The 19,554-nt window shown below is 71.9% G+C and carries 18 protein-coding genes; 1 reads left to right on the top strand and 17 read right to left on the bottom strand.

Annotated features, from left to right (window positions below):
• Nucleotides 1-211: 211 nt before the first annotated feature.
• Genes E1269_RS04960 through E1269_RS04980 form a run of 5 tightly spaced genes read right to left on the bottom strand, consistent with a single transcriptional unit; the run spans nucleotide 212 to nucleotide 5,811 of the window.
• Complete coding sequence (locus E1269_RS04960) at nucleotides 212-1,162, bottom strand: S66 peptidase family protein (protein WP_131891979.1); 951 nt, start codon at nucleotides 1,160-1,162, stop codon at nucleotides 212-214.
• Nucleotides 1,159-3,096 carry a dipeptidyl-peptidase 5 gene (locus E1269_RS04965; RefSeq protein ID WP_131891981.1) on the bottom strand — a complete coding sequence of 646 codons (1,938 nt, stop codon included), beginning with the start codon at nucleotides 3,094-3,096 and terminating at the stop codon, nucleotides 1,159-1,161. Before E1269_RS04965 ends, E1269_RS04960 begins: the two co-directional genes overlap by 4 nt.
• A gap of 17 nt (nucleotides 3,097-3,113) precedes the next feature.
• On the bottom strand, nucleotides 3,114-4,415 hold the full coding sequence (locus E1269_RS04970) for a M20/M25/M40 family metallo-hydrolase (protein WP_131891983.1): 1,302 nt from the start codon (nucleotides 4,413-4,415) through the stop codon (nucleotides 3,114-3,116).
• Nucleotides 4,408-5,244 (bottom strand): M55 family metallopeptidase, encoded by an 837-nt coding sequence (locus tag E1269_RS04975; protein WP_131891985.1) that lies wholly within the window; start codon nucleotides 5,242-5,244, stop codon nucleotides 4,408-4,410. Before E1269_RS04975 ends, E1269_RS04970 begins: the two co-directional genes overlap by 8 nt.
• A gap of 6 nt (nucleotides 5,245-5,250) precedes the next feature.
• Nucleotides 5,251-5,811: a MarR family winged helix-turn-helix transcriptional regulator gene (locus E1269_RS04980; protein WP_131891987.1), complete on the bottom strand. Its 561-nt coding sequence runs from the start codon at nucleotides 5,809-5,811 to the stop codon at nucleotides 5,251-5,253.
• A gap of 50 nt (nucleotides 5,812-5,861) precedes the next feature.
• Here E1269_RS04980 and E1269_RS04985 point away from each other — a divergent pair, with 50 nt between their 5' ends.
• Complete coding sequence (locus E1269_RS04985) at nucleotides 5,862-6,596, top strand: SDR family NAD(P)-dependent oxidoreductase (RefSeq protein ID WP_131891989.1); 735 nt, start codon at nucleotides 5,862-5,864, stop codon at nucleotides 6,594-6,596.
• 8 nt (nucleotides 6,597-6,604) lie between these two features.
• Here the strand turns inward: E1269_RS04985 and E1269_RS04990 are convergent, their stop codons facing one another.
• The 12 genes from E1269_RS04990 to E1269_RS05045 all read right to left on the bottom strand — a co-directional run bounded on the left by E1269_RS04990 (nucleotide 6,605) and on the right by E1269_RS05045 (nucleotide 19,385).
• Nucleotides 6,605-7,753 (bottom strand): DivIVA domain-containing protein, encoded by a 1,149-nt coding sequence (locus E1269_RS04990; protein WP_131891991.1) that lies wholly within the window; start codon nucleotides 7,751-7,753, stop codon nucleotides 6,605-6,607.
• Nucleotides 7,754-7,886: 133 nt separating this feature from the next.
• Nucleotides 7,887-9,008: a dual-specificity RNA methyltransferase RlmN gene (gene rlmN / locus E1269_RS04995; RefSeq protein WP_203432922.1), complete on the bottom strand. Its 1,122-nt coding sequence runs from the start codon at nucleotides 9,006-9,008 to the stop codon at nucleotides 7,887-7,889.
• Between the two features lie 144 nt (nucleotides 9,009-9,152).
• Nucleotides 9,153-10,094, bottom strand: coding sequence for a phosphatidate cytidylyltransferase (locus E1269_RS05000; RefSeq protein ID WP_131891995.1), 942 nt, complete (start codon nucleotides 10,092-10,094; stop codon nucleotides 9,153-9,155).
• A 12-nt stretch (nucleotides 10,095-10,106) separates the two neighbouring features.
• Entirely contained in the window at nucleotides 10,107-10,664 is a 558-nt protein-coding gene (gene frr, locus E1269_RS05005) for a ribosome recycling factor (RefSeq protein ID WP_131891997.1), read from the bottom strand.
• A gap of 101 nt (nucleotides 10,665-10,765) precedes the next feature.
• Nucleotides 10,766-11,563: a UMP kinase gene (gene pyrH, locus E1269_RS05010; RefSeq protein ID WP_131891999.1), complete on the bottom strand. Its 798-nt coding sequence runs from the start codon at nucleotides 11,561-11,563 to the stop codon at nucleotides 10,766-10,768.
• 53 nt (nucleotides 11,564-11,616) lie between these two features.
• Complete coding sequence (gene tsf / locus E1269_RS05015) at nucleotides 11,617-12,441, bottom strand: translation elongation factor Ts (RefSeq protein ID WP_131892001.1); 825 nt, start codon at nucleotides 12,439-12,441, stop codon at nucleotides 11,617-11,619.
• A 124-nt stretch (nucleotides 12,442-12,565) separates the two neighbouring features.
• On the bottom strand, nucleotides 12,566-13,579 hold the full coding sequence (rpsB, locus tag E1269_RS05020) for a 30S ribosomal protein S2 (protein ID WP_131892003.1): 1,014 nt from the start codon (nucleotides 13,577-13,579) through the stop codon (nucleotides 12,566-12,568).
• Between the two features lie 440 nt (nucleotides 13,580-14,019).
• The gene (locus tag E1269_RS05025; protein ID WP_131892005.1) at nucleotides 14,020-14,976 is read right to left on the bottom strand and encodes an ABC transporter ATP-binding protein; all 957 of its coding nucleotides are present in this window, start codon (nucleotides 14,974-14,976) and stop codon (nucleotides 14,020-14,022) included.
• On the bottom strand, nucleotides 14,973-15,998 hold the full coding sequence (locus E1269_RS05030) for an ABC transporter ATP-binding protein (RefSeq protein ID WP_131892007.1): 1,026 nt from the start codon (nucleotides 15,996-15,998) through the stop codon (nucleotides 14,973-14,975). Before E1269_RS05030 ends, E1269_RS05025 begins: the two co-directional genes overlap by 4 nt.
• A complete protein-coding gene (nikC, locus tag E1269_RS05035; RefSeq protein ID WP_131892009.1) occupies nucleotides 15,995-16,858 on the bottom strand; it encodes a nickel transporter permease in 864 nt (287 codons plus the stop codon). The genes E1269_RS05030 and nikC overlap by 4 nt, the downstream gene beginning before the upstream one ends.
• Nucleotides 16,855-17,808, bottom strand: coding sequence for an ABC transporter permease (locus E1269_RS05040; protein WP_131892011.1), 954 nt, complete (start codon nucleotides 17,806-17,808; stop codon nucleotides 16,855-16,857). The genes nikC and E1269_RS05040 overlap by 4 nt, the downstream gene beginning before the upstream one ends.
• The gene (locus tag E1269_RS05045) at nucleotides 17,805-19,385 is read right to left on the bottom strand and encodes an ABC transporter substrate-binding protein (protein ID WP_203432924.1); all 1,581 of its coding nucleotides are present in this window, start codon (nucleotides 19,383-19,385) and stop codon (nucleotides 17,805-17,807) included. The genes E1269_RS05040 and E1269_RS05045 overlap by 4 nt, the downstream gene beginning before the upstream one ends.
• Nucleotides 19,386-19,554: the final 169 nt, after the last annotated feature.

Below are 19,554 nucleotides of genomic sequence, written 5' to 3' on the forward strand. Positions count from 1 at the left end.
ACGCGAGGACGCCTTCGACGCCATCGCCCACCTGCTGGGCCGCGAGGCCGACGGGATCGAGGCACTGCTACGGTCCACCGACGGCGACGGTGTCGTGCCTGCGCCGTCTGGCCAACGGGCCCCATCACCAGGGCCTCTCGTGCGTCATCAGGCTTGTAGGCATGGTGCGACACGAGATCACGTGCTGAACGTGATCATTCCCCAAGGTGGTTCAGAGCAGGGCGGGGACGTCCAAGGCCAGCGTCGCGGTGGAGGCGTCGAGGGTCGCGGGGATGCCGAGCGGGACGGTGATGGTGGACGGGCCGTGGCCGAAGCCGAGGCCGGCGACGACGGGGACGCCCAGCCCGCCGAGCCGGTCCAGCATCAGCTCCTCCACCGGCTCGCAGTCGTGCCAGGAGCCCAGCGCGATGCCGGCGACCCCGTCGAACCAGCCGGCGCGCAACAGGTGGGTGAGGAAGCCGTCGAGCCGGTACGCCTTCTCGTCGACGTCCTCCAGCAGCACGATCGCCCCGGCGGCGGACGGCAGCCCGGTGGGCGTGCCGAGCTCGGCGGCCACCAGCGCGAGACACCCGCCGACGGTCACCCCGGACGCGACCCCCGGTACCAATCCATGGGCGCCCGGCGACGTCAGCACCCGGGCGGTCTCCGATTCCGGGGAGAACAACGCCTCCCGCAGCATCGACGACGTCGGTGCGTCCGTCGTGAAGGTCTCGGTGGCGACCATGGGGCCGTGCACGGTCGCCACCCCGAGCCGGGTGGCGAAGGCCGAGTGCAGCGCCGTGATGTCGCTGTAGCCGACGAACACCTTCGGGCCGGCCTCGCGGACCACCTGCGCCATCCGTGACCAGTCGAGCAGCTCGCAGATCCGCTGGACGCCGTAGCCGCCGCGAGCGCACAGCACCGCCGCGACCGATGGGTCGCACCAGGCGGCCTCCAGGTCCGCGGCCCGGTCGGGGTCGCTGCCCGCCAGGTACCCGAACGACGCGTGCGTGTCCAGGACGTGCGGCATGACGACGACGTCCAGGTCCCAGCCGCGCAGGATCTCGCAGCCGCGGTCGAGGCGGTCCTTCGGCACCGGGCCACTGGGCGCAACGATCGCGACCCGGTCTCCGGGCACCAGCCGCCGTGGCCGGACCAGCGGCGCGATCCCGGGCGCCGTCATGCCGCGGTGAACCCGAAGACCCGGGCGTACAGGGCGAGCTCGGCCTCCAGCGCCGCCACTTTGGTCTCCTTGCGGCGGAACCCGTGCTGCTCGCCCTCGAAGGTGATGTACTCGTGCGGCGAGCCGAGCTCGGCCACCCGCGAGACGAACCGCGCTGTCGGCCCGGGCGGGCATACCTCGTCCTCCAGCCCCTGCAGCAGCAGGAACGGGACGGTGAAACGCTCGGGCACGTTGATGGGCGACCGTGAACGGTAACGCCCGGCGGTCTCGGGCCACGGACCCACCAGCGACTCCAGGTACTGCGACTCGAAGTCGTGCGTCTCGCCGGTGCGGAACGCGACCAGGTCGAGCACCGGGTACATGATCGTCGCGCAGGCGAAGGTGTCGGTGAACGCAAGGGCGGCCGCCGACGTCCAACCGCCGGCGCTGCCGCCGCGGAGGGCCAGCCGGGCCGGGTCCGCGGCGCCCTCCTCGACCAGCGCCCGGGCCACCGCGACGCTGTCCTCGACGTCGACGACGCCCCAGTTCTCCCGGAGCCGGTTGCGGTAGTCACGGCCGAAGCCGGTGGAGCCCCCGTAGTTGACCTCGACGACGCCGAGGCCGCGGCTGGTGAAGAACGCGATCTCCAGGTCCTGCACCATCGGCACCCGGCCGGTCGGCCCGCCGTGGACGAAGACGACGAACGGCGGCCGCTCGCCGTCGGGCCCGGCGAACCCCTCGCCGGTGGGCGGATAGACGATGGCGTGCACCTCGCGACCCTCCGGCCCGGCGAAGGTCCGCGCCTCCGGCCGCGGCAGCGCGGTCGCAGGCACCTGAGACGACGCCGGCGCGACCACCGTCGCGTCCGAACCGGTCACCGTCACCACGTCGAACGGTGTGCTCGGGGACGCCGCCACGCCGACCACGGAATCGCCGGCGACGGCTAGCGTCGGCGCCCACTCGGTGTGGTCGTCGTCGACGAGGTCGTGCAGCAGCCCGGTGCCGGGGTCGAGGACACTCAGCGACGTCGCCGCGCGGCCGTGGATCACCGCGATCTGGCCGTCGGGCAGTGGCGCGAACCAGCGCAGGCCCAGCTGCCACAGCGGCCCGGCGAACTCCTCCTCCCGCTCGCACAGGTTGACCGGCGCCGTCGCCCCGTCCGAGGAGACCCTGTGCAGGTTCCACCAGCCGGTACGGTCGGTGGCGACCAGCAGCGACTCCGGCGACTCCCATTCCGCCTGCGCGATGGACTCCTCCGGTCCGCCGGCGACGGTGACCGGGTCGCCCACCTTCCCCTCTGGCGTCAGGTCCGCCACCCGCAGGAGCGTGCCGTCCCACGGCATGCTCGGGTGCTCCCAGCCGATCCAGGACAGCCGACGGCCGTCCGGCGACGGGCGCGGGCAGGCCAGGAAGTGGGTGTCGGTGACGAGCACCCGGACCTCGCCGGAGCCGTCCAGCGGGACCGCGACGATGGCGCGGCGCACGTCGGTGGGCTCAGGGCCGGTGTGCTCCTCGCGGACGCACCACACCTCGCGGCCGTCCGGCGACAGCACCGGCTCGACGTAGCGCAGCCCCGACGGCAGCGCCGGCTCCGGGGTCAGCGGCACGGGATCCGGCCGCGCGCCGTCCGGCCAGTACCGGTACAGCCGCTGGTCGGAGAACTCGGCGAACACCACCGAGACCCCATCGGTGTCGCCGGGCACCAGCAGGTAGGCCATGCCGCCGTACTCGTGCACCCGGGTCCGGACGTTCCACGGCGCCGGCAGCACCACCTCGGCCGCACCGTCCGCCCCCGAGCGCATCAGCGCGACCCGGCCGCCTTCGGCCGGCATCGGCCGCAGCCACCAGACGCGGTCGCCGTCGTGGCCCACCCAGCCGGGCCGCACGTCGTGCTCGGCGACGAACTCCGCCACCACGGGCGAGCTCCAGGTTCCGTACGGTGCGATCTGCGGCACGGCGCTAACTCCTGACGTCAGCCGACGGTGGTGAGGAAACGGTCGAGCACCCGGACGCCGAACTCCAGCGCGTCGACGGGCACCCGCTCGTCGACGCTGTGGAACATCGCGCCGTAGTCGAGGTCCGGCGGCATCCGCAGCGGCGAGAAGCCGTAGCCGACGATGCCCAGCCGGGAAAACTGCTTGGCGTCGGTGCCGCCGGACATGCACATCGGCACGACGTGCCCGCCCGGGTCCTCCGCGACCAGCGCCGCCGCCATCGCGCGGAACGTCGGCGAAGCCGGGTCGGCGGACAGCGGGATCTCGGCGTGCTCGTACTCCCACGTCACATCGGGTCCGACCAGTTCGGCGACGGTGGCCTCGAACTCGTCGCGCGCACCTGGCACGATCCGTCCGTCGACGTGGCCGACGGCGGTCTCGGGGATGACGTTCACCTTGTAGCCGGCGTTGAGCATGGTCGGGTTGGAGCTGTTGCGCAGGACCGGCTCCACCAGCTCCCGGGCCGGCCCGAACCGCTCGAGCAACCGGTCGACGTCGGCATCCCCGTCCAGGTCGACCTCGACCCCCAGCGCGGCGCCGATCGCCTCGACGGAGGCCCGGACGGTCGGCGTCAGCCGGATCGGCCACCGGTACTCGTGCAACCGGTGCACGGCGCCGGCCAGCGCGCCGACCGCGTTGTCGGCGTTGACCTTCGAGCCGTGCCCGGCCCGGCCGGTGGCGGTCAGCCTCATCCAGGCAGTGCCGCGCTCGCCGGCGGCGATGGGGTACAGCCGGCGGTCGCCCACGTGGAAGGTGTAGCCGCCGGACTCACTGATGCCCTCCGTGCACCCATCGAACAGCTCCGGGTGCTCGGCAACCAGCCAACCCGAGCCGTGCTCCGCGCTGCCCTCTTCGTCGGCGGTGAAGGCCAGGACGATGTCGCGACGCGGCCGCCGGCCCTCGCGCATCCAGGCCCGGACGACGGCGAGCATCATTGCGTCCATGCCCTTCATGTCGACCGCGCCGCGGCCCCACAGCACGCCGTCGCGAACCTCGCCCGCGAACGGCGGCACCGACCAGTCTGCCGCCTCGGCCGGCACGACGTCGAGGTGGCCGTGCACCAGCAGCGCGTCCAAATCCGGTTCCGTGCCGGTGATGCGGGCGACGACGTTGGCCCGGTTAGGCGCCGACACCAGTACCTTGGCGTCCACGCCCACGTCGGCGAGCTTCGTGGCGACGTACTCCGCGGCCGGCAGCTCCCGCCCGGTGCCGTCGCCGGGATTGGTGGTGTCGATGCGGATGAGCTCGGAGGCGAGGGCGACGACGTCGGGCTCAGCCATAGAGGTTCTCGATCCCGTTCGAAATGAGGGTGGTCACGGCCTTGAAGCAGCGGATCATGTCGTACGCCGAGCCGGCGACGTAGCGGACCCGGCGCTCGGCCACCCGCTCCACCGTCGGCACCATCCCCGCGAAGTCGGCGAGCTGGGTGGCGTCGACCTCGACCTCGACGGTGTAGGGGCCGCGGTCCGTGGCCGGCTCGTGCCGGACGGCCAGGGCAGTGGCGGCCTTGGCCGCCGCGCTGATGTCGGCGAACGTGCGCGCCGGCGGGCGGCACCGGGCGGCGTAACGGGACACGTAGTCCTTGACGGCGACGGTGCGCGCGTGTGGCGCGTAGGTGACGGCGTCGGCGCAGGCCTTGTCATCGCCGGTGACCAGGACGACCGGGGTGCCGTACTCCGCGGCCACCAGCGCGTTCAGCCGGCCCTCGCTGGCCGGCTCGCCGTCGACCCAGACCCCGGTGACGGAGTTGGGCAGGTAGGTGTGCGCCAGGACGCCCTCCGCGCCGGCGCCGGCGTGGTACCCGAGGAAGACGACGCCGTCGACGTCGCCGGCCTGTAGGCCCTCGACCATGGTCAGCGCCTTGTGCCGTCCGGTGATCATGGTGGCGCGCTCGTCCAGCCGCTCCAGCAGGAGGTTGCGCATGGTGGCGTGCGCCTCGTTGACGAGGACCTCGTCGGCGCCGCCGTCGAACAGCCCGGCGATGGCGCCGTTGACGTCAGAGGTGAACATCGACCGGCAGCGCTGCCACTGCTCGGTGCCCGGCTCGACGTCTGCCGGCCAGGTGACGCCGGTCGCGCCTTCCATGTCGGCCGATATGAGCACCTTCATAGCGGGCTACCGTAACTGGTCGGCCTGAGCCCGCGGTGGCCGGTCCTGCGCCCCGAACCGCTCGGTGAGCTGACCCAGGAGCGCCTTGAGCAGCCCGGCCAGCGTGTCGAGCTCGTCGTCGGCGAGTCCGTCGAGCAGCGTCTCTTCATGCCGCAGCAGCTCGGCGACGACGCGTTCGTTCAGCTCGCGGCCGGCGTCGGTGAGCGCGACGACGACGGAGCGGCCGTCGCGCCCGGAGCGTTCACGCCGCACCAGCCCGCTGGCCTCCGCCCTGGCCACCCGCTGTGACACGGCGCCGGCGGTGACGAAGCTGCGCGCGGCGATCTCGCCCGCGGTGAGACGGTACGGCGGGCCGCTGCGGCGCAGGGTGCTGAGCAGGTCGAGGGTGGGATTGTCGATGCCCAGCCGCTCGAGGGTACGGCGGCGGTCCTCGGTCAGGAGCTGGCCGAGCCGCCAGATCCGGGTGATGACGCCGATGGACCCGACTGGCACCTCCGGCAGCTCGCGCCGCCAGGCCGCCTGGATGCGGTCGGTGCCGTCGTCGTTGTCGTTGTCGCGCTCGCCCATGTCGCGTTACCCTTCTGACGGCATTTAGTTTAGCACTAAAGGAGTTTTACATGACTGGACGGACCATCGTCGTCACCGGCGGCGGCACCGGCATCGGCCGGGCCGTGGCAACGGCGTTCGCCCGCGACGGCGACACCGTCGTCGTCACCGGGCGCCGGCGGGAGGTGCTCGACGGCGTCGTGGCCGAGCTGGGCGGCGCGGCGCGGGCAGTGGACTTCGACGCAGCGGACCCGGCGGCGGTGACGGCGGCCCTGGCCGCGCTACCGCCGACCGTGGACGTGCTGGTCAACGCAGCCGGCGGCAACACCGGCTTCGACCGGCCGGCTGCGGTCGCGGGCGACCTGGCCGCCCAGGCGGCGGCGTGGCGGGCGAACTTCGACGCCAACGTGCTCACCGCCGTGCTGGTGACGGCGGCGCTGCTGCCGCGACTGCCGGCCGGCGGGCGCGTCGTCACCATCGGGTCGATCGCGGCGCGCCGGGGCGGCGGCGACTACGGCGCCGCGAAGGCCGCCATCGAGGCGTGGACGGCGTCGCTGGCCGCAGAGATCGGGCCGCGCGGCGTCACCGCCAACGTGGTGGCGCCAGGGCTCACGATGGGCACGGAGTTCTTCCGTGGCCGGCTCAGCGACGCGCGGCGGCAGCGCCTGGTGGACGAGACGATGACCAAGCGCGAGGGCACCACCGACGACGTCGCCGCGGCCGTGCGGTACCTGGCCGCGCCCGGCGCCGGGCACGTCACCGGCCAGGTGCTGCACGTCAACGGCGGGGCGTACCTCGGCCGCTGACGCCGGGGTCAGGGCGCGACGACCTCGACCTCGTAGCCGTCCTCGTTCTCCATGTAGGCCGCGTAATGGTGCGGCCCGCCGGCGTGCGGGTGCCGGTCGGCGAACATGAGCCGCCAGCCGTACGCCGGCGCCTCGGAGACGATGCGGTCGACCATCCACTGCTCGGGCACCGCCAGCGCCAGGTGGTTGAGGCCCGGCGCCTTGCGGTCGTAGGCGACCCAGCTGAGGTCTGGCGAGCACTCGAGCACGACGTACGGCCCGCCGCCCGGCGCCTGCCAGGAGCGGCCGTTCTCCCACGCCTGGAACAGCGTCCAGCCCAGCCGCTCGAACAGCCAGCCGAACGAGCGGGTGGCGGAGTCGAGGTCGCGGACCCAGATCTCGATGTGGTGCAGGCCGGTGGACGGCGTGCTGGACGGCGCGATCGAGGAGTCGTCGACGGCGGGCTCCGGGGCGCGGGCCGGCGTCTGCGCGTACTGCTCCTTGGACGTGCCGAACGACGGGTCCAGCGCCCGCAGCACGGGGTCGAGCTCGTTCACGGCGGAGTCGGTGAGCGGATCGTACGCCTGGGTGTCGTAGCTCGCGGTGGAGCCGTGCGCCGTGCCGTGGGACGTGCCGTGCGACGTCTCGTAGTACGACGGGTACGTGGGGTTGCTCTGCGTCGGCGGACCGGCGGGACTGCTGGGCGGCGCGGCGTAGCCGGCCGCCGCGGGCGGCGGCAGCACCGGCGGCGCGACCGGCGGCGATGCCGGCGGTTGCGACACCGGCGGGGGCCCGACCGACGGGGGCCCGACCGGCGGGGGCCCGACCGGCGGCGCCGACACCGGTGGCGCTCCGACCGGCGCGCCACCCATGGTCGCGGTCTGCGGGTTGTACGCCTGTGCCGAGACCTGCTGTGACGCCTGCGCAGCCTTGCGCATGCGCCGCAGCTCGGCGGCGGCGGCGTCGAGCCAGTCGTCGACGTCGTCCATGACGTAGCCCTCACGCATGCGGACGACCTTGAACTCCTCGGCTTCGATCTGCTCCGGAGTCACCGAACGGCCGGCGGCTCGACCCTCCAAGGCGTCGATCACCAGGTCGACGAAGTCGTCGACCGCATCCAGGTCGTATCCCTCACGCATGCGGGTGGTACGGAACTCAGGCTCGCGACTGACGGCCACCAGGTGTCACTCTCCTCCCGAACAGCGAACGGCCGGCCCCGGGGTGCCACGTTCCGGCGAGGTCGAGTCCAGCCGACTCGATCGCCAGGACGCCGATATCCCCCGAGACCGGCCGAGCCAAGCGCAATGCATACTAATCACCAACGGTAGCCAACTGGCCACACGCCCCGTCGATGTCGCTACCTCTGGTGTCGCGAATCGTCACCGGAATGCCCCGTTCCTCCAGCGCAGCGACGAACGCTGCCTGGGCTTCCGGGCGCGACGCGGTCCACTTGGAACCCGGTGTCGGGTTGAGCGGGATGGGGTTGACGTGCACCCAACCGCGGCCGCGCTGGTTGAGCAACCTGCCCAGCAGGTCGCCCCGCCAGGCGTGGTCGTTGATGTCGCGGATCAGCGCGTACTCGATGGAGACACGCCGCCCGGTGGTCTGGTAGTACCGGTAGGCGGCGTCCAGGGCTTCGCCGACCTTCCACCGGGTGTTGATGGGCACGAGCTCGTCGCGCAGCTCGTCGTCGGGCGCGTGCAGCGACAGCGCCAGCGTGACCCCGAGCCCTTCCGCGGCCAGCTTGTCGATGGCCGGCACCAGGCCGACGGTGGAGACGGTGACGCCGCGACGCCCGATGCCCAGGCCCGCCGGCGCCGGCTCGACCAACCGGTGCACGGCGGTCAGGACGGCCCGGTAGTTGGCCAACGGCTCGCCCATGCCCATGAAGACGACGTTGGTCACCCGCCCGGGTCCGCCGGCGACCTCGCCCCGGCTCAGCATCCGTTCGGCTACCACGACCTGTTCGACGATCTCGGCCGCCGACATGTTCCGGGTGAGCCCCTGCTGGCCGGTGGCGCAGAAGGGGCAGTTCATGCCACAGCCGGCCTGGCTCGACACGCACAGCGTCACGCGCGGGCGGTCGCCGCGATAGCGCATGAGCACGCTCTCGACCAGCGCCCCGTCGAACAGCCGCCACAGCGTCTTGCGGGTGTCGCCGCCGTCGGTCTCGAGGTGACGCACCGGCGTGGCCAGTGTAGGCAGCATCTCCGTGGCCAAGGCGTCGCGCACCGACGCCGGCACGTCGGTCATCTCTCGCGGATCTGACACGTACCGGGCGAAATAGTGTCGCGACAGCTGGTCGGCCCGGAACGGCTTCTCCCCCAGCTCGGCCACGGCCTGGCGACGGTCGGGAACGTCGAGGTCAGCAAGATGGCGCGGCGGCTTGCCACGCCGTGCGGGAACGAGCGTGAGCTCACCGGGTCTGGGCATGATGTCGCCCATTGTCCCACGTTCGGCGGAGGGGAGTCGTACGTCGCCTCCGAGCTGCCCGATCGGCTGACCCTGAAAGCACCGAGCGGACCCCGTCGCCGTCGCACCGACCTCTCCCGCGCCCGCTTTCCGTTGATGGCGTGCTCAGGCGGTGACGACGTACTCCAGGACGAGCCAGATGAGCGGCGCGGACGGCAGCAAGGAGTCCAGCCGGTCCATCAGGCCGCCGTGCCCGGGCAGCAGCGAGCTCATGTCCTTGATGCCGATGTCGCGCTTGATGAGCGACTCGCCGAGGTCGCCCACGGTAGCGCCGATGACACCGACCGCGCCGAGGACGATGCCGGTCCACCACGGCGCGTCGAACGCGAACACCGCGACCGCGACGGCGACCGCGGTGCTCAAGATCACGGAGCCGCAGAAACCCTCCCACGACTTCTTCGGGCTGACGCTCGGCGCCATCGGGTGCCGACCGAACATGACACCGGCCACGTAGCCGCCGGTATCGGACGCGACGACCACCGCGAGCAGCGCGAGCACGCGCCAGTCGCCGTCGTCGGGACGGGCCATCAAAATGGCGAAGCCGGCCAGGAACGGGACGTAGACGCTGGTGAAGATGCCCGCGGTGACGTCGCGCAGGTAGCCCGGCGCGGGATCGCCCAGCCGCCAGACGCACACTGCCGCCACGGTCAGGCCCAGACCCACCATGAGCGGCGACCCGCCGCCGAGGTATGCCCCGACCAGCATGAGCACGGAGCCGAGCACCACCGGAACGATGGGCACGGCCACCGCGCGGGTGCCGAGCGCGGTCGCGAGCTCCCACACCGCGACCACCATGACCAGCACGACCAGCGCGACGAACGCCGGCCGGACGAGGAACAGCGTGCTGAGCACGACGGCCGCGAGCCCGAGGCCCACCAGCGTGGCCGCGCGCAGGTCGCGCCCGGCCCGGCCGTGCCGGCGGGCCCGGTTGCCGGCACCGCCGCCCGCACCCGCCGCACCCGAGACGTCGCCCGTAGCGTCGCCGCCCGCACGCGCGGCCCGCGCGGCCCTGCCCCGGGAGACGCCGCCCCCGGCCCCGTCAGTCATCACCACGTGTTCTCAGACCTCGAGCAGCTCGGCTTCCTTGTGCTTGAGAAGCTCGTCGATCTGCTCGACGTACGACTTGGTGACGGACTCCAGGTGCTTCTCGGCCCGGGCGACCTCGTCCTCGCCGACCTCGCCGTCGCGGGCGAACTTGTCGAGGGTCTCCTTGGCGTGCCGGCGCACGCTGCGGATGGACACCCGGGCACCTTCGGCCTTCTCGCGCGCGAGCTTGATGTACTCGCGGCGGCGCTCCTCGGTGAGGGCGGGCAGCACGACGCGCACGATGTTGCCGTCGTTGGTGGGGTTGACCCCGAGGTCGGAGTCGCGGATGGCCCGCTCGATGGCGGCGAGCGAGCCCTTGTCGTAGGGCTGAACGGTGATCATGCGGGCGTCGGTCACGTGGAACGACGCGAGCTGGTTGACCGGGGTTGGCGCACCGTAGTAGTCGACCACGATCTTGTTGAACAGCGACGGATGGGCTCGCCCGGTCCGGATCGAGGCGAAGTCCTCCTTGCCGACCGACACGGCCTTCTCCATCTTCTCCTCGGCTTCGAGGAGGGTCTCGTCGATCACCACTACTCCTTCGCGTTGCGTGTGCCGTCGATCCTAGGGGTTCCGGCGGTCGCGGACGCCCCGGCCGGCTCGTCGGGTTCCCGTGCGGGGCACCCGACGAGTCAGGCTTCGACGACGGTCTCGACGTTCGAGGCGACCACCGTACCGATCTGTTCGCCCCGGATGGCCCGGGCGATGCCATTGTCCACGCCCAGTCCGAACACGATGATCGGCAACTGGTTGTCCATGCACAGGCTGAACGCGGCCGGGTCGGCGACGTTGAGTCGCTGCCGCAGGACGTCGGCGTAGGTGATGCTGCGGTACTTGCGCGCGTTCGGATGGGTCCGCGGATCGGCCTCGTAGACGCCGTCGACGCCGTTCTTGCCCATGAGGAGCCGATCGCAGTTGATCTCGAGGGCGCGCTGGGCGGCGACGGTGTCGGTGGTGAAGTACGGCATGCCGGCGCCGGCGCCGAAGATGACGACACGGCCCTTCTCCAGGTGTCGCGCCGCGCGGCGCGGGATGTACGGCTCGGCGACCTGGCCCATGGTGATGGCGGTTTGTACCCGGGTGTCGACGCCGCGGTGCTCCAGGAAGTCCTGCAGGGCCAGGCAGTTCATGACGGTGCCCAGCATGCCCATGTAGTCGCCGCGGGCGCGGTCCATTCCGTGGTGCTGCAGCTCCGCGCCGCGGAAGAAGTTGCCGCCGCCGACGACGACGGCGACCTGCACGCCGTCCTGGACGACCTCGGCGATCTGGCCGGCGATGCGCTTGACGACCTCCGGGTCGACGCCGACCGCGCCGCCGCCGAAGACCTCGCCGGACAGCTTCAGCAGCACTCGCCGGCCAGGCTGCGCCGCCGGGCCGGCGCTGGACGCGGCCGAGGCCGGCACCGTCTGGGTTCCATTCGTCTCCGTCACGGTGCCGGCCTCCTGAGATCGCGTACTGGACTCGTCCTGGTCGGGTCGGTGGGTCAGGCCTCGAAGCGGACGAACCGCTTCACCGTCACGCCGGCCGCGTCGAGCACGGCGCCGACGGACTTCTTGCTCTCCTTGACCGACGGCTGGTCGACCAGCACGGTCTCCTTGAAGAAACCGTTGAGCCGGCCCTCGATGATCTTCGGCATGGCCTGCTCGGGCTTGCCCTCCTCGCGGGCCGTGGCCTCGGCGATGCGCCGCTCGTTCTCGACCACGTCGGCCGGCACGTCGTCGCGGACGGCGTAGGTCGGACGCAGCGCGGCGACCTGCATGGCGGCGTCGCGAGCGGCCTGCACGGCGGTCTCGGAGCCGTCGGAGACGTACTCGACGAGCACACCCACTTGCGGCGGCAGGTCGGCGGAGCGCTTGTGCAGGTACGTGGCCACCTCGCCGTCGACGACGGCGACGTTCGTGATCTCGATCTTCTCGCCCATGACGGCCGCGGCTGCGTCGACGGCCTCGCCGACCTTGCGGCCGTCGGGCAGCGCCGATCCGATCAGCGTCTCGACGTCGGCCGGCCTCACGGCGGCGGCGACGGCGACGATGTCGGCGGCGAGCTCCTGGAAGTCGGCGTTCTTGGCCACGAAGTCGGTCTCGCAGGCCAGCACGATGATGGCCGGGCCCTCGGCGGCGACCAGGCCGTTGGACGTGGTGCGCTCGGCGCTGCGCTTGGCGGCCTTGGCCGCGCCCTTGATCCGCAGCGTCTCGATGGCCTGGTCGAAGTCGCCGCCGGTCTCCTCCAGCGCCTTCTTCGCGTCCATCATGCCCGCACCCGTGGCATCGCGCAGCCGCTTGACGTCGGCCGCAGTGATGTTCGGCATCCTCACACTTCTCTCTTGTCCGTCTGTCCGGTGGTCGTTCGGTCACGGCCGGGGCGCGACGGCTGCGTCACGCCCCGGCCGTGACCGCGGTCGTCGTGTACCCCGCGACCGCGGGGTTCAGTCGTCAGGCCTGCTGCGGGGCGGGCTCGTCGGCCTGCTGCGCGGCGGAGTCGGCGTCGGCGGGCGCCTCGGTCGCCTCGGTCGCCTCGACCGGAGTCTCCGCGACCTCGGCCGGAGCCTCGGTTGCCTCGACCGGAGCCTCGGTGGCCTCGGTGGCAAGGGCTTCGGTCGCCTCGGCGGGTGCCTCCCCGGCCGCAGGGGCCTCGGCGGTCTCGGCAGGTGCCGCGGCGGCCTCGGACTGCGTCTGCTGCAGCAGCTCCTTCTCCCACTCGGCCAGCGGCTCGTCCGAGGCCAGCTCGGCGCCGTCGCCGGCGTCGCCGCGCTGACCCTGACGGCCCAGCAGGCCGTCGGCGACGGAGTCGGCCACGACCCGGGTCAGCAGGCTGACCGCGCGGATGGCGTCGTCGTTGCCCGGGATCGGGAAGTCGACCTCGTCGGGGTCGCAGTTCGTGTCGAGGATCGCCACGATCGGGATGCCGAGCTTGCGCGCCTCGTCGACGGCCAGGTGCTCCTTCTTGGTGTCGACGATCCACACCGCGCTGGGCACCTTGGACATGTTGCGCACGCCGCCCAGGGTGCGCTCGAGCTTGTCCTTCTCACGCTTGCGCATGAGAAGCTCCTTCTTCGTCAGACCGGAGCCGGCAACGTCGTCGAAGTTGAGCTCCTCGAGCTCCTTGAGCCGCTGCAGCCGCTTGTTCACGGTCTGGAAGTTGGTCAGCATGCCGCCCAGCCAGCGCTCGGTCACGAACGGCATGTTCACCCGGGTGGCCTGCTCGCGCACGGCCTCCTGAGCCTGCTTCTTGGTGCCGACGAACAGCACCGTCCCGCCGTGCGCCACGGTCTCCTTGACGAACTCGTAGGCGCGGTCGATGTAGGACAGCGACTGCTGCAGGTCGATGATGTAGATGCCGTTGCGCTCGGTGAAGATGAACCTCTTCATCTTCGGGTTCCAGCGGCGGGTCTGATGCCCGAAGTGCACGCCGCTTTCGAGCAGCTGACGCATGGTGACGACGGCCATGGCCTCGTCTCCTCCTCTCGCGCCGGTCGTGATGACCGCCCGGCGCGTTGTTCCGGTTCATCGCGGCGGTGGTCGGCCGTCGCGCCTGGTGCCCACTGGCCCACCGCCACCCGCCGTCCACACCGGACGCCGAGACCGACGACGAAGGCCGCGCTCAGGGCACGCGAATTTGACCCAGGGAGACCTGGGCCATAGATCAGTGTACGGGAGAAACCTGTGTGCAGCCCACCGGCATGCAGCGGAAATCTATGCTCGGAAAACTACGCACAAAATTCTCCAGCGAATGGCCGTACACCCGGTGGCACGATCCGATGGCACTCGACCTCTATGGGCGAGCCAACAGGCTCGACCATCGCCACCTGACGGAGTCGGCCGAACGGCTCGGCTCGCGCCCCGCGCGGTCGCCCGGCGGTTGGGTGAGCTGACCCCACCCTGAGCCGTCAGTGGTCGGTGACACCGTGCAGGTGGCAGGCCGCCTGCTGCTCCGGGCCGGTCGGCTGGAGGACGGGGTCGTGGTCGGCGCAGGGCTCGAAGACCTTCGGGCAGCGGGTCCGGAAGCGGCAGCCGGACGGCGGAGCTGCCGGGCTGGGCACGTCGCCGCGCAGCACGATGCGCTGGCGGTCCCGTTCCCGGGCGGGCACCGGGACCGGCACGGCCGACACCAGCGCTTCGGTGTAGGGGTGGCCCGGTGCCGCGGCCACCGCGGCGCCGTCGCCGATCTCGACCACCCGGCCGAGGTACATGACGGCGACCCGGTCGGCCACCTGACGCACCGCGGCGAGGTCGTGTGAGACGAACAGGTAGGTCAGGCCCAGCTCCCGCTGCAGCCGCACCAGCAGGTTGACCACCTGCGCCTGCACCGACACGTCGAGCGAGGCGATCGGCTCGTCGCAGACGACGAAGTCCGGCTCGCCGGCCAGCGCCCGGGCGATGCCGACGCGCTGGCGCTGGCCACCGGAGAACTCGTGCGGGTATCGGTTGCCGTTGCGCGGGTCCAGCCCGACCAGCTCCATCAGCTCGCCGACCCGGGCCCGCCGGGCGTCCCGGCCGCGGTGCAGCCGGTGGATCGCCAGCGGCTCGCCGATCGACTCCGCGACCGTGCGGCGCGGGTCGAGTGAGGCGTACGGGTCCTGGAAGATCATCGCGGTCCGCCGGCGCAGCGCCCGCAGCTCCCGCCGTCCCGCGGCGGTGACGTCGGCGCCGTCGTACTCGACGGTGCCGACGGTCGGCTCGACCAGCCGGAGCAGCGCGTTGCCCAAGGTGGACTTGCCACAGCCGGACTCCCCCACCAGACCCAGTGTCTCGCCTCGGCGGACCTCGAGGTCGACACCGTCGACGGCGCGGACGTCGCCGAAGTGCACCCGCAGCCCGGAGGCGCGCACCAGCACGTCGCTCATGCGCGGTCACCTCCGGCGTAGAACGTGGCGACGCGGTGTGCCTCGCCGTGATCGGCGCTCACCGCGGCGAGCGGCGGCACCTCGGTGGCGCAGCGGGCGTCGGCGCGGACCGGGCACCGCGGGTGGAACGCGCATCCCGCCGGCAGGTCGACGGGGTCCGGCGGCAGGCCCGGCATGGTGACCAGGTCGTCGCGCTCGCGCGCCGGCCGCGGGTCGTCGACCACCGGCAGCGCACCGAGCAGGCCGCGGGTGTACGGATGCTCGGGCCGGTCGAACAGGTCGTCGACGGCGCCCTCCTCGACGCACCGGCCGGCGTACATGACCAGCACGTGGTCGGCGATCCCGGCCACGACGCCGAGGTCGTGGGTGATCCAGACGACCCCCATGCCGTGCTCCTCCTGCAGGCGCGCGACCAGCTCGATGATCTGCGCCTGGACGGTGACGTCGAGCGCCGTCGTCGCCTCGTCGGCGATGAGCACCCGGGGGTTGCCCGCCAGCGCGATCGCGATCATGACCCGTTGCCGCATCCCGCCGGACAGCTGGTGCGGGAAGGCCCGCAGCCGGCTGGCCGCGTCCGGGATGCCCACCTCGGTGAGCAGCTCCGCGGCGCGTGACCTGACCCCCTCGTCGGACACCTTCTCGTGCGCCCGCAGCGCCTCGCCGATCTGCCGCTCGACGGTGAGGACCGGGTTGAGCGAGGTCATCGGGTCCTGGAAGACCATGCCGATGCCGGCGCCGCGGACGCGGCGCAGCTGCTCCTCGGTGCGGCCGATCAGCTCGTCGCCGCCGAACACGGCGCTGCCGCGGACCTCGGCGACGGCGTCGGGCAGCAGGCCGAGCAGGGCCAGCGAGCTGACGCTCTTCCCGGAGCCGGACTCGCCGACGACGGCGAGCGTGCAGCCGGCGTGGACGTCGAACGACAGCCCGTTCACGACCCGGGCCGGGCCGCGGCGGGTGCGGAAGGAGACCTGCAGGTCGCGGACGCTGAGCAGCGGGGCGCCGTCGGTGGGCGGCGAGCTCACGGCGTCACCCCAGTTCCCGCCATGGCGGATCGCTGCCGCGGGTCGAGCACGTCGCGCAGCGCGTCGCCCAGGACGTTGAAGGCCAGCACGGTCACGAAGATCGCCAGACCGGGGAAGACCGCCATCCACCAGGCCTGCTCGATGAAGCCGCGGCCCTCGGAGAGCATCCGGCCCCACGACGGGTCCGGCGGCTGGGTGCCGAGGCCGACGAAGCTCAGCGCGGCCTCGGAGAGGATGGCGAACGCGAGGCTGATCGAGGTCTGCACGATGATCGGTGCGGTCACGTTGGGCAGCACGTGCCGGCCGACGATGCGCAGGTCGCCGGCGCCGGCGGAGCGGGCCGCCCGCACGTAGACCTCCTCGCGGACACTGAGCACGCTGGCCCGGGTGATGCGCGCGAAGATCGGCGTGTAGACGATGCCGATGGCGATCATCGCGTTGGTGGAGCCGGGCCCGAGGATGGCCAGCACCGCGATGGCCATGAGCATCGCCGGGAACGCGAACAACACGTCCGACAGCCGCATCAGCACGTCGTCGACCCAGGTGCCGTAGTACCCGGCGACGAGGCCGATCAGGACGCCGGCGACCAGCGAGATCCCGACCGCGACCGCGCCGACCTTCAGGGACACCGCGGCGCCCTCGATGACCCGGGACAGCACGTCGCGGCCCAGCTCGTCGGTGCCGAACCAGTGGGCGGTGCTGGGGCTCTGCAGGCGGTTGGAGACGTCGGTGGCGGTCGGGTCGTGCGGGGCGAGCGAGTCGCCGAGGACGGCGGTGACGACCAGCGCGACCAGGACGGCGCCGGCGACGATCGCCGTCGGGCTGCGGAACAGCAGCGCCAGGGTTTCGCGGCCCCTCATCGCGCGCTCCGGTACGAGATGCGCGGGTCCAGCCGCGCGTAGGCGAGGTCCACGACCAGGTTCACGACCAGGAAGATGACGGCGAACAGCAGGACCGTGCCCTGGAGCAGTGGGTAGTCGCGCGACTCGACGGCCTGAAAGGCCAGTTGACCCAGGCCCGGCCACGCGAACACGTACTCGACGACAACGACGCCGGACAGCAGGTAGGCCAGCTGCACGCCGGCCACCGTCACCAGCGGGACCAGCGCGTTGCGCAGCACGTGCCAGGTCAGCACGTCGCGGGCGCGCATGCCCTTGGCCCGGGCGGTGCGCACGTGGTCCTGGCCGAGCGACTCCAGCACCGACGAGCGGACGAACCGGGTGAGGATCGATCCACTGGAGACGCCAGCGGTGATGGCCGGCAGGATCAGGTGCCGCGCCCAGTCCACCGGGTCCTCCGTGAACGGCGTGTAGCCGGACGACGGCAGCCACCCCAGCGTCCCGGCGAACAGCAGGATCAGCAGGATGCCCAGCCAGAAGTCCGGGACACTCAGCCCGGCCTGGCTGGACAGGCTGGCGAACCAGTCCACCGGGCTCCGCGGGTGCAGCGCGGAGATGGTGCCCAGCGGGATCGCGATGAGCAGCGCCACCACGATCGCGGCGCCGGCCAGCGACAGCGTCGCCGGCGTGCGCGCCAGGATCTGCGACAGCACGGTCTCGCCGGTGCGGAAGCTGACGCCGAGGTCGCCGGTGGCGGCGCCGGCGAGCCAGTTGACGAACTGCAGCGGCACGGGGTCGTCGAGGCCCGCCCGCTCGCGCAGGGCCGCGTAGGTCTCCGGGTCGGCCTGCTGGCCGAGCGCCGCCCGGATCGGGTCGCCCGGGACCAGCTGGATGATCGCGAAGACCAGGATGCTCACGCCGAGCAGGACCGCGACCGACTGCAGCAGGCGCCGCAGCACGTAACGGGTCACTCCGGCAGCCTCACCGTTTCAAAGTTGATCGCCTTGTCCGGACGGATCTCGTAGCCTTCCAGCCCTGGTGCCCAGGCCTGCACGACGTCGGGGTTGTACAGGTACAGGTAGCTGACGTCGTCGACGATGAGCTCCGCGGCCTGGTCGTACAGCGCCTTGCGGGCCTCCTGGTCGGTCTCGGCGGCGGCCTGGTTCAACAAGGTGTCGACCTCGGGGTTGCAGTAGCCCTGGAAGTTCGACGTGCCCTCGCAGACGTGCTGGGCGTGGTAGAAGCCGAACGGGTCCAGGTTGCCCAGCCAGCCGAGCAGAAACGCGTCGTAGTCGCCGGCGGCCTGGCGGTCCAGCCAGGTGGCGAAGGCCTCCTGCTCGATGCCGATCTCCACGCCCACTTCGGCGAGCTGCGCCTGGATGACCTGCGCGGCCTGAACAGTCTCCGGGTACTCGTCGGTGACCATGAGGCCCATCGGCTGGGGCGTGGCGGCCGCGGTCTGCTCGATGAGATCGGCGGCCTGGTCGGGGTCGTGCTCGAACGGCGCGTACTCGTGGTACCAGAGGCTCTGCTCCGGGATCGCTGTCTGGTTCGTGGTCGCCGCGCCGAACCGGGCCGCCTCGGTGACCTCCTCGCGGTCGATGCCGTACGCGACGCCACGGCGGAAGTCGCGGTTGTCGAACGGCGGGCGGGTCTGGTTCATGGCGAGGTACCAGTAGTCGACGCTCGGCGTGACGCCGAGCTCGACCTCCTCGTCGTCCTGCAGGCCCTCGATGTCCTGCGGCGGGACGTTGTCGGTCCAGTGGATGTCGCCGGAGCGCAGCGCCGTCAGGGCGGCCGCCGGCTCGCTCACGTAGCGGAACTCCACACCCTCGACGGTGGCGGGGTCTCCCCAGTAGTCGTCGTAACGGGCGAGGGTGACGCCGCCGGCTCCGGTCTCCTCGAGCGTGAACGGCCCGGTACCGACGGCAGTGGTGGCGAGGTCGGTCTGCTGGCCCGCGCCCTCGGGGATGATCGCCATGCCCTTGAAGCCGCCGATGTTGTCCAGCAGCGCCGGTGTGGGGGTCGAGAGGGTGATGACGACCGTCTGCGGGTCCGGCGCGTCGATGTTCGCCACGCTGGCGAAGCGGTAGGCGTTCGCCAGCTGCTCGTCGATGATGCGCCGGTAGGAGTAGACGACGTCGGCGGAATCGAAGGCGCTCCCGTCGTGGAAGGTCACGCCTTCGCGGAGGGTGAAGGTCCAGGTGAGGGCGTCGTCGCTGGTGGTCCACTCGGTGGCCAGGCTGGGCTGGAACTCGCCCTCCGCGTCCGGGACGACGAGGGTGTCGTATACGTTCTCCAGCACCTGGAAGCTGGCGTAGGCCTGCGTCTTGTGGGGGTCGAACTGGTCAGGCTGGGCCGAGATGGCCGCGACGAGGGTGCCGGCGGGTGCGTCACCGTCACCGCCGCCTTGGTCGGCGCCGGAGGTGCCGTTCCCGTCGTCGACGTCCACCTCCTCGCCGCCGCCGCCGCAGGCGCTGACAAGCGCCGCGATCCCGAGAGCGGCCGCACCGGCCCGCGCCGCCATCCACCGTCGTCCTCGCGTCATGCTGTCACCCGTACCCTCTGTCACCGCGGCTTCACGTCAGGTCACATTCACCGGTTCGACTTCCGACCCTGTCGTGTGACCCCGTGGGTGCGTCCAATCGATCGGGCCCTGCCGGTGTCTTCGTTATCGTTTCGTGACCCAGCCGTGAGCAAGGTCGTGGGCGTGTCGG

The organism is Jiangella asiatica (genome assembly GCF_004349065.1).
GTDB lineage: Bacteria > Actinomycetota > Actinomycetes > Jiangellales > Jiangellaceae > Jiangella > Jiangella asiatica.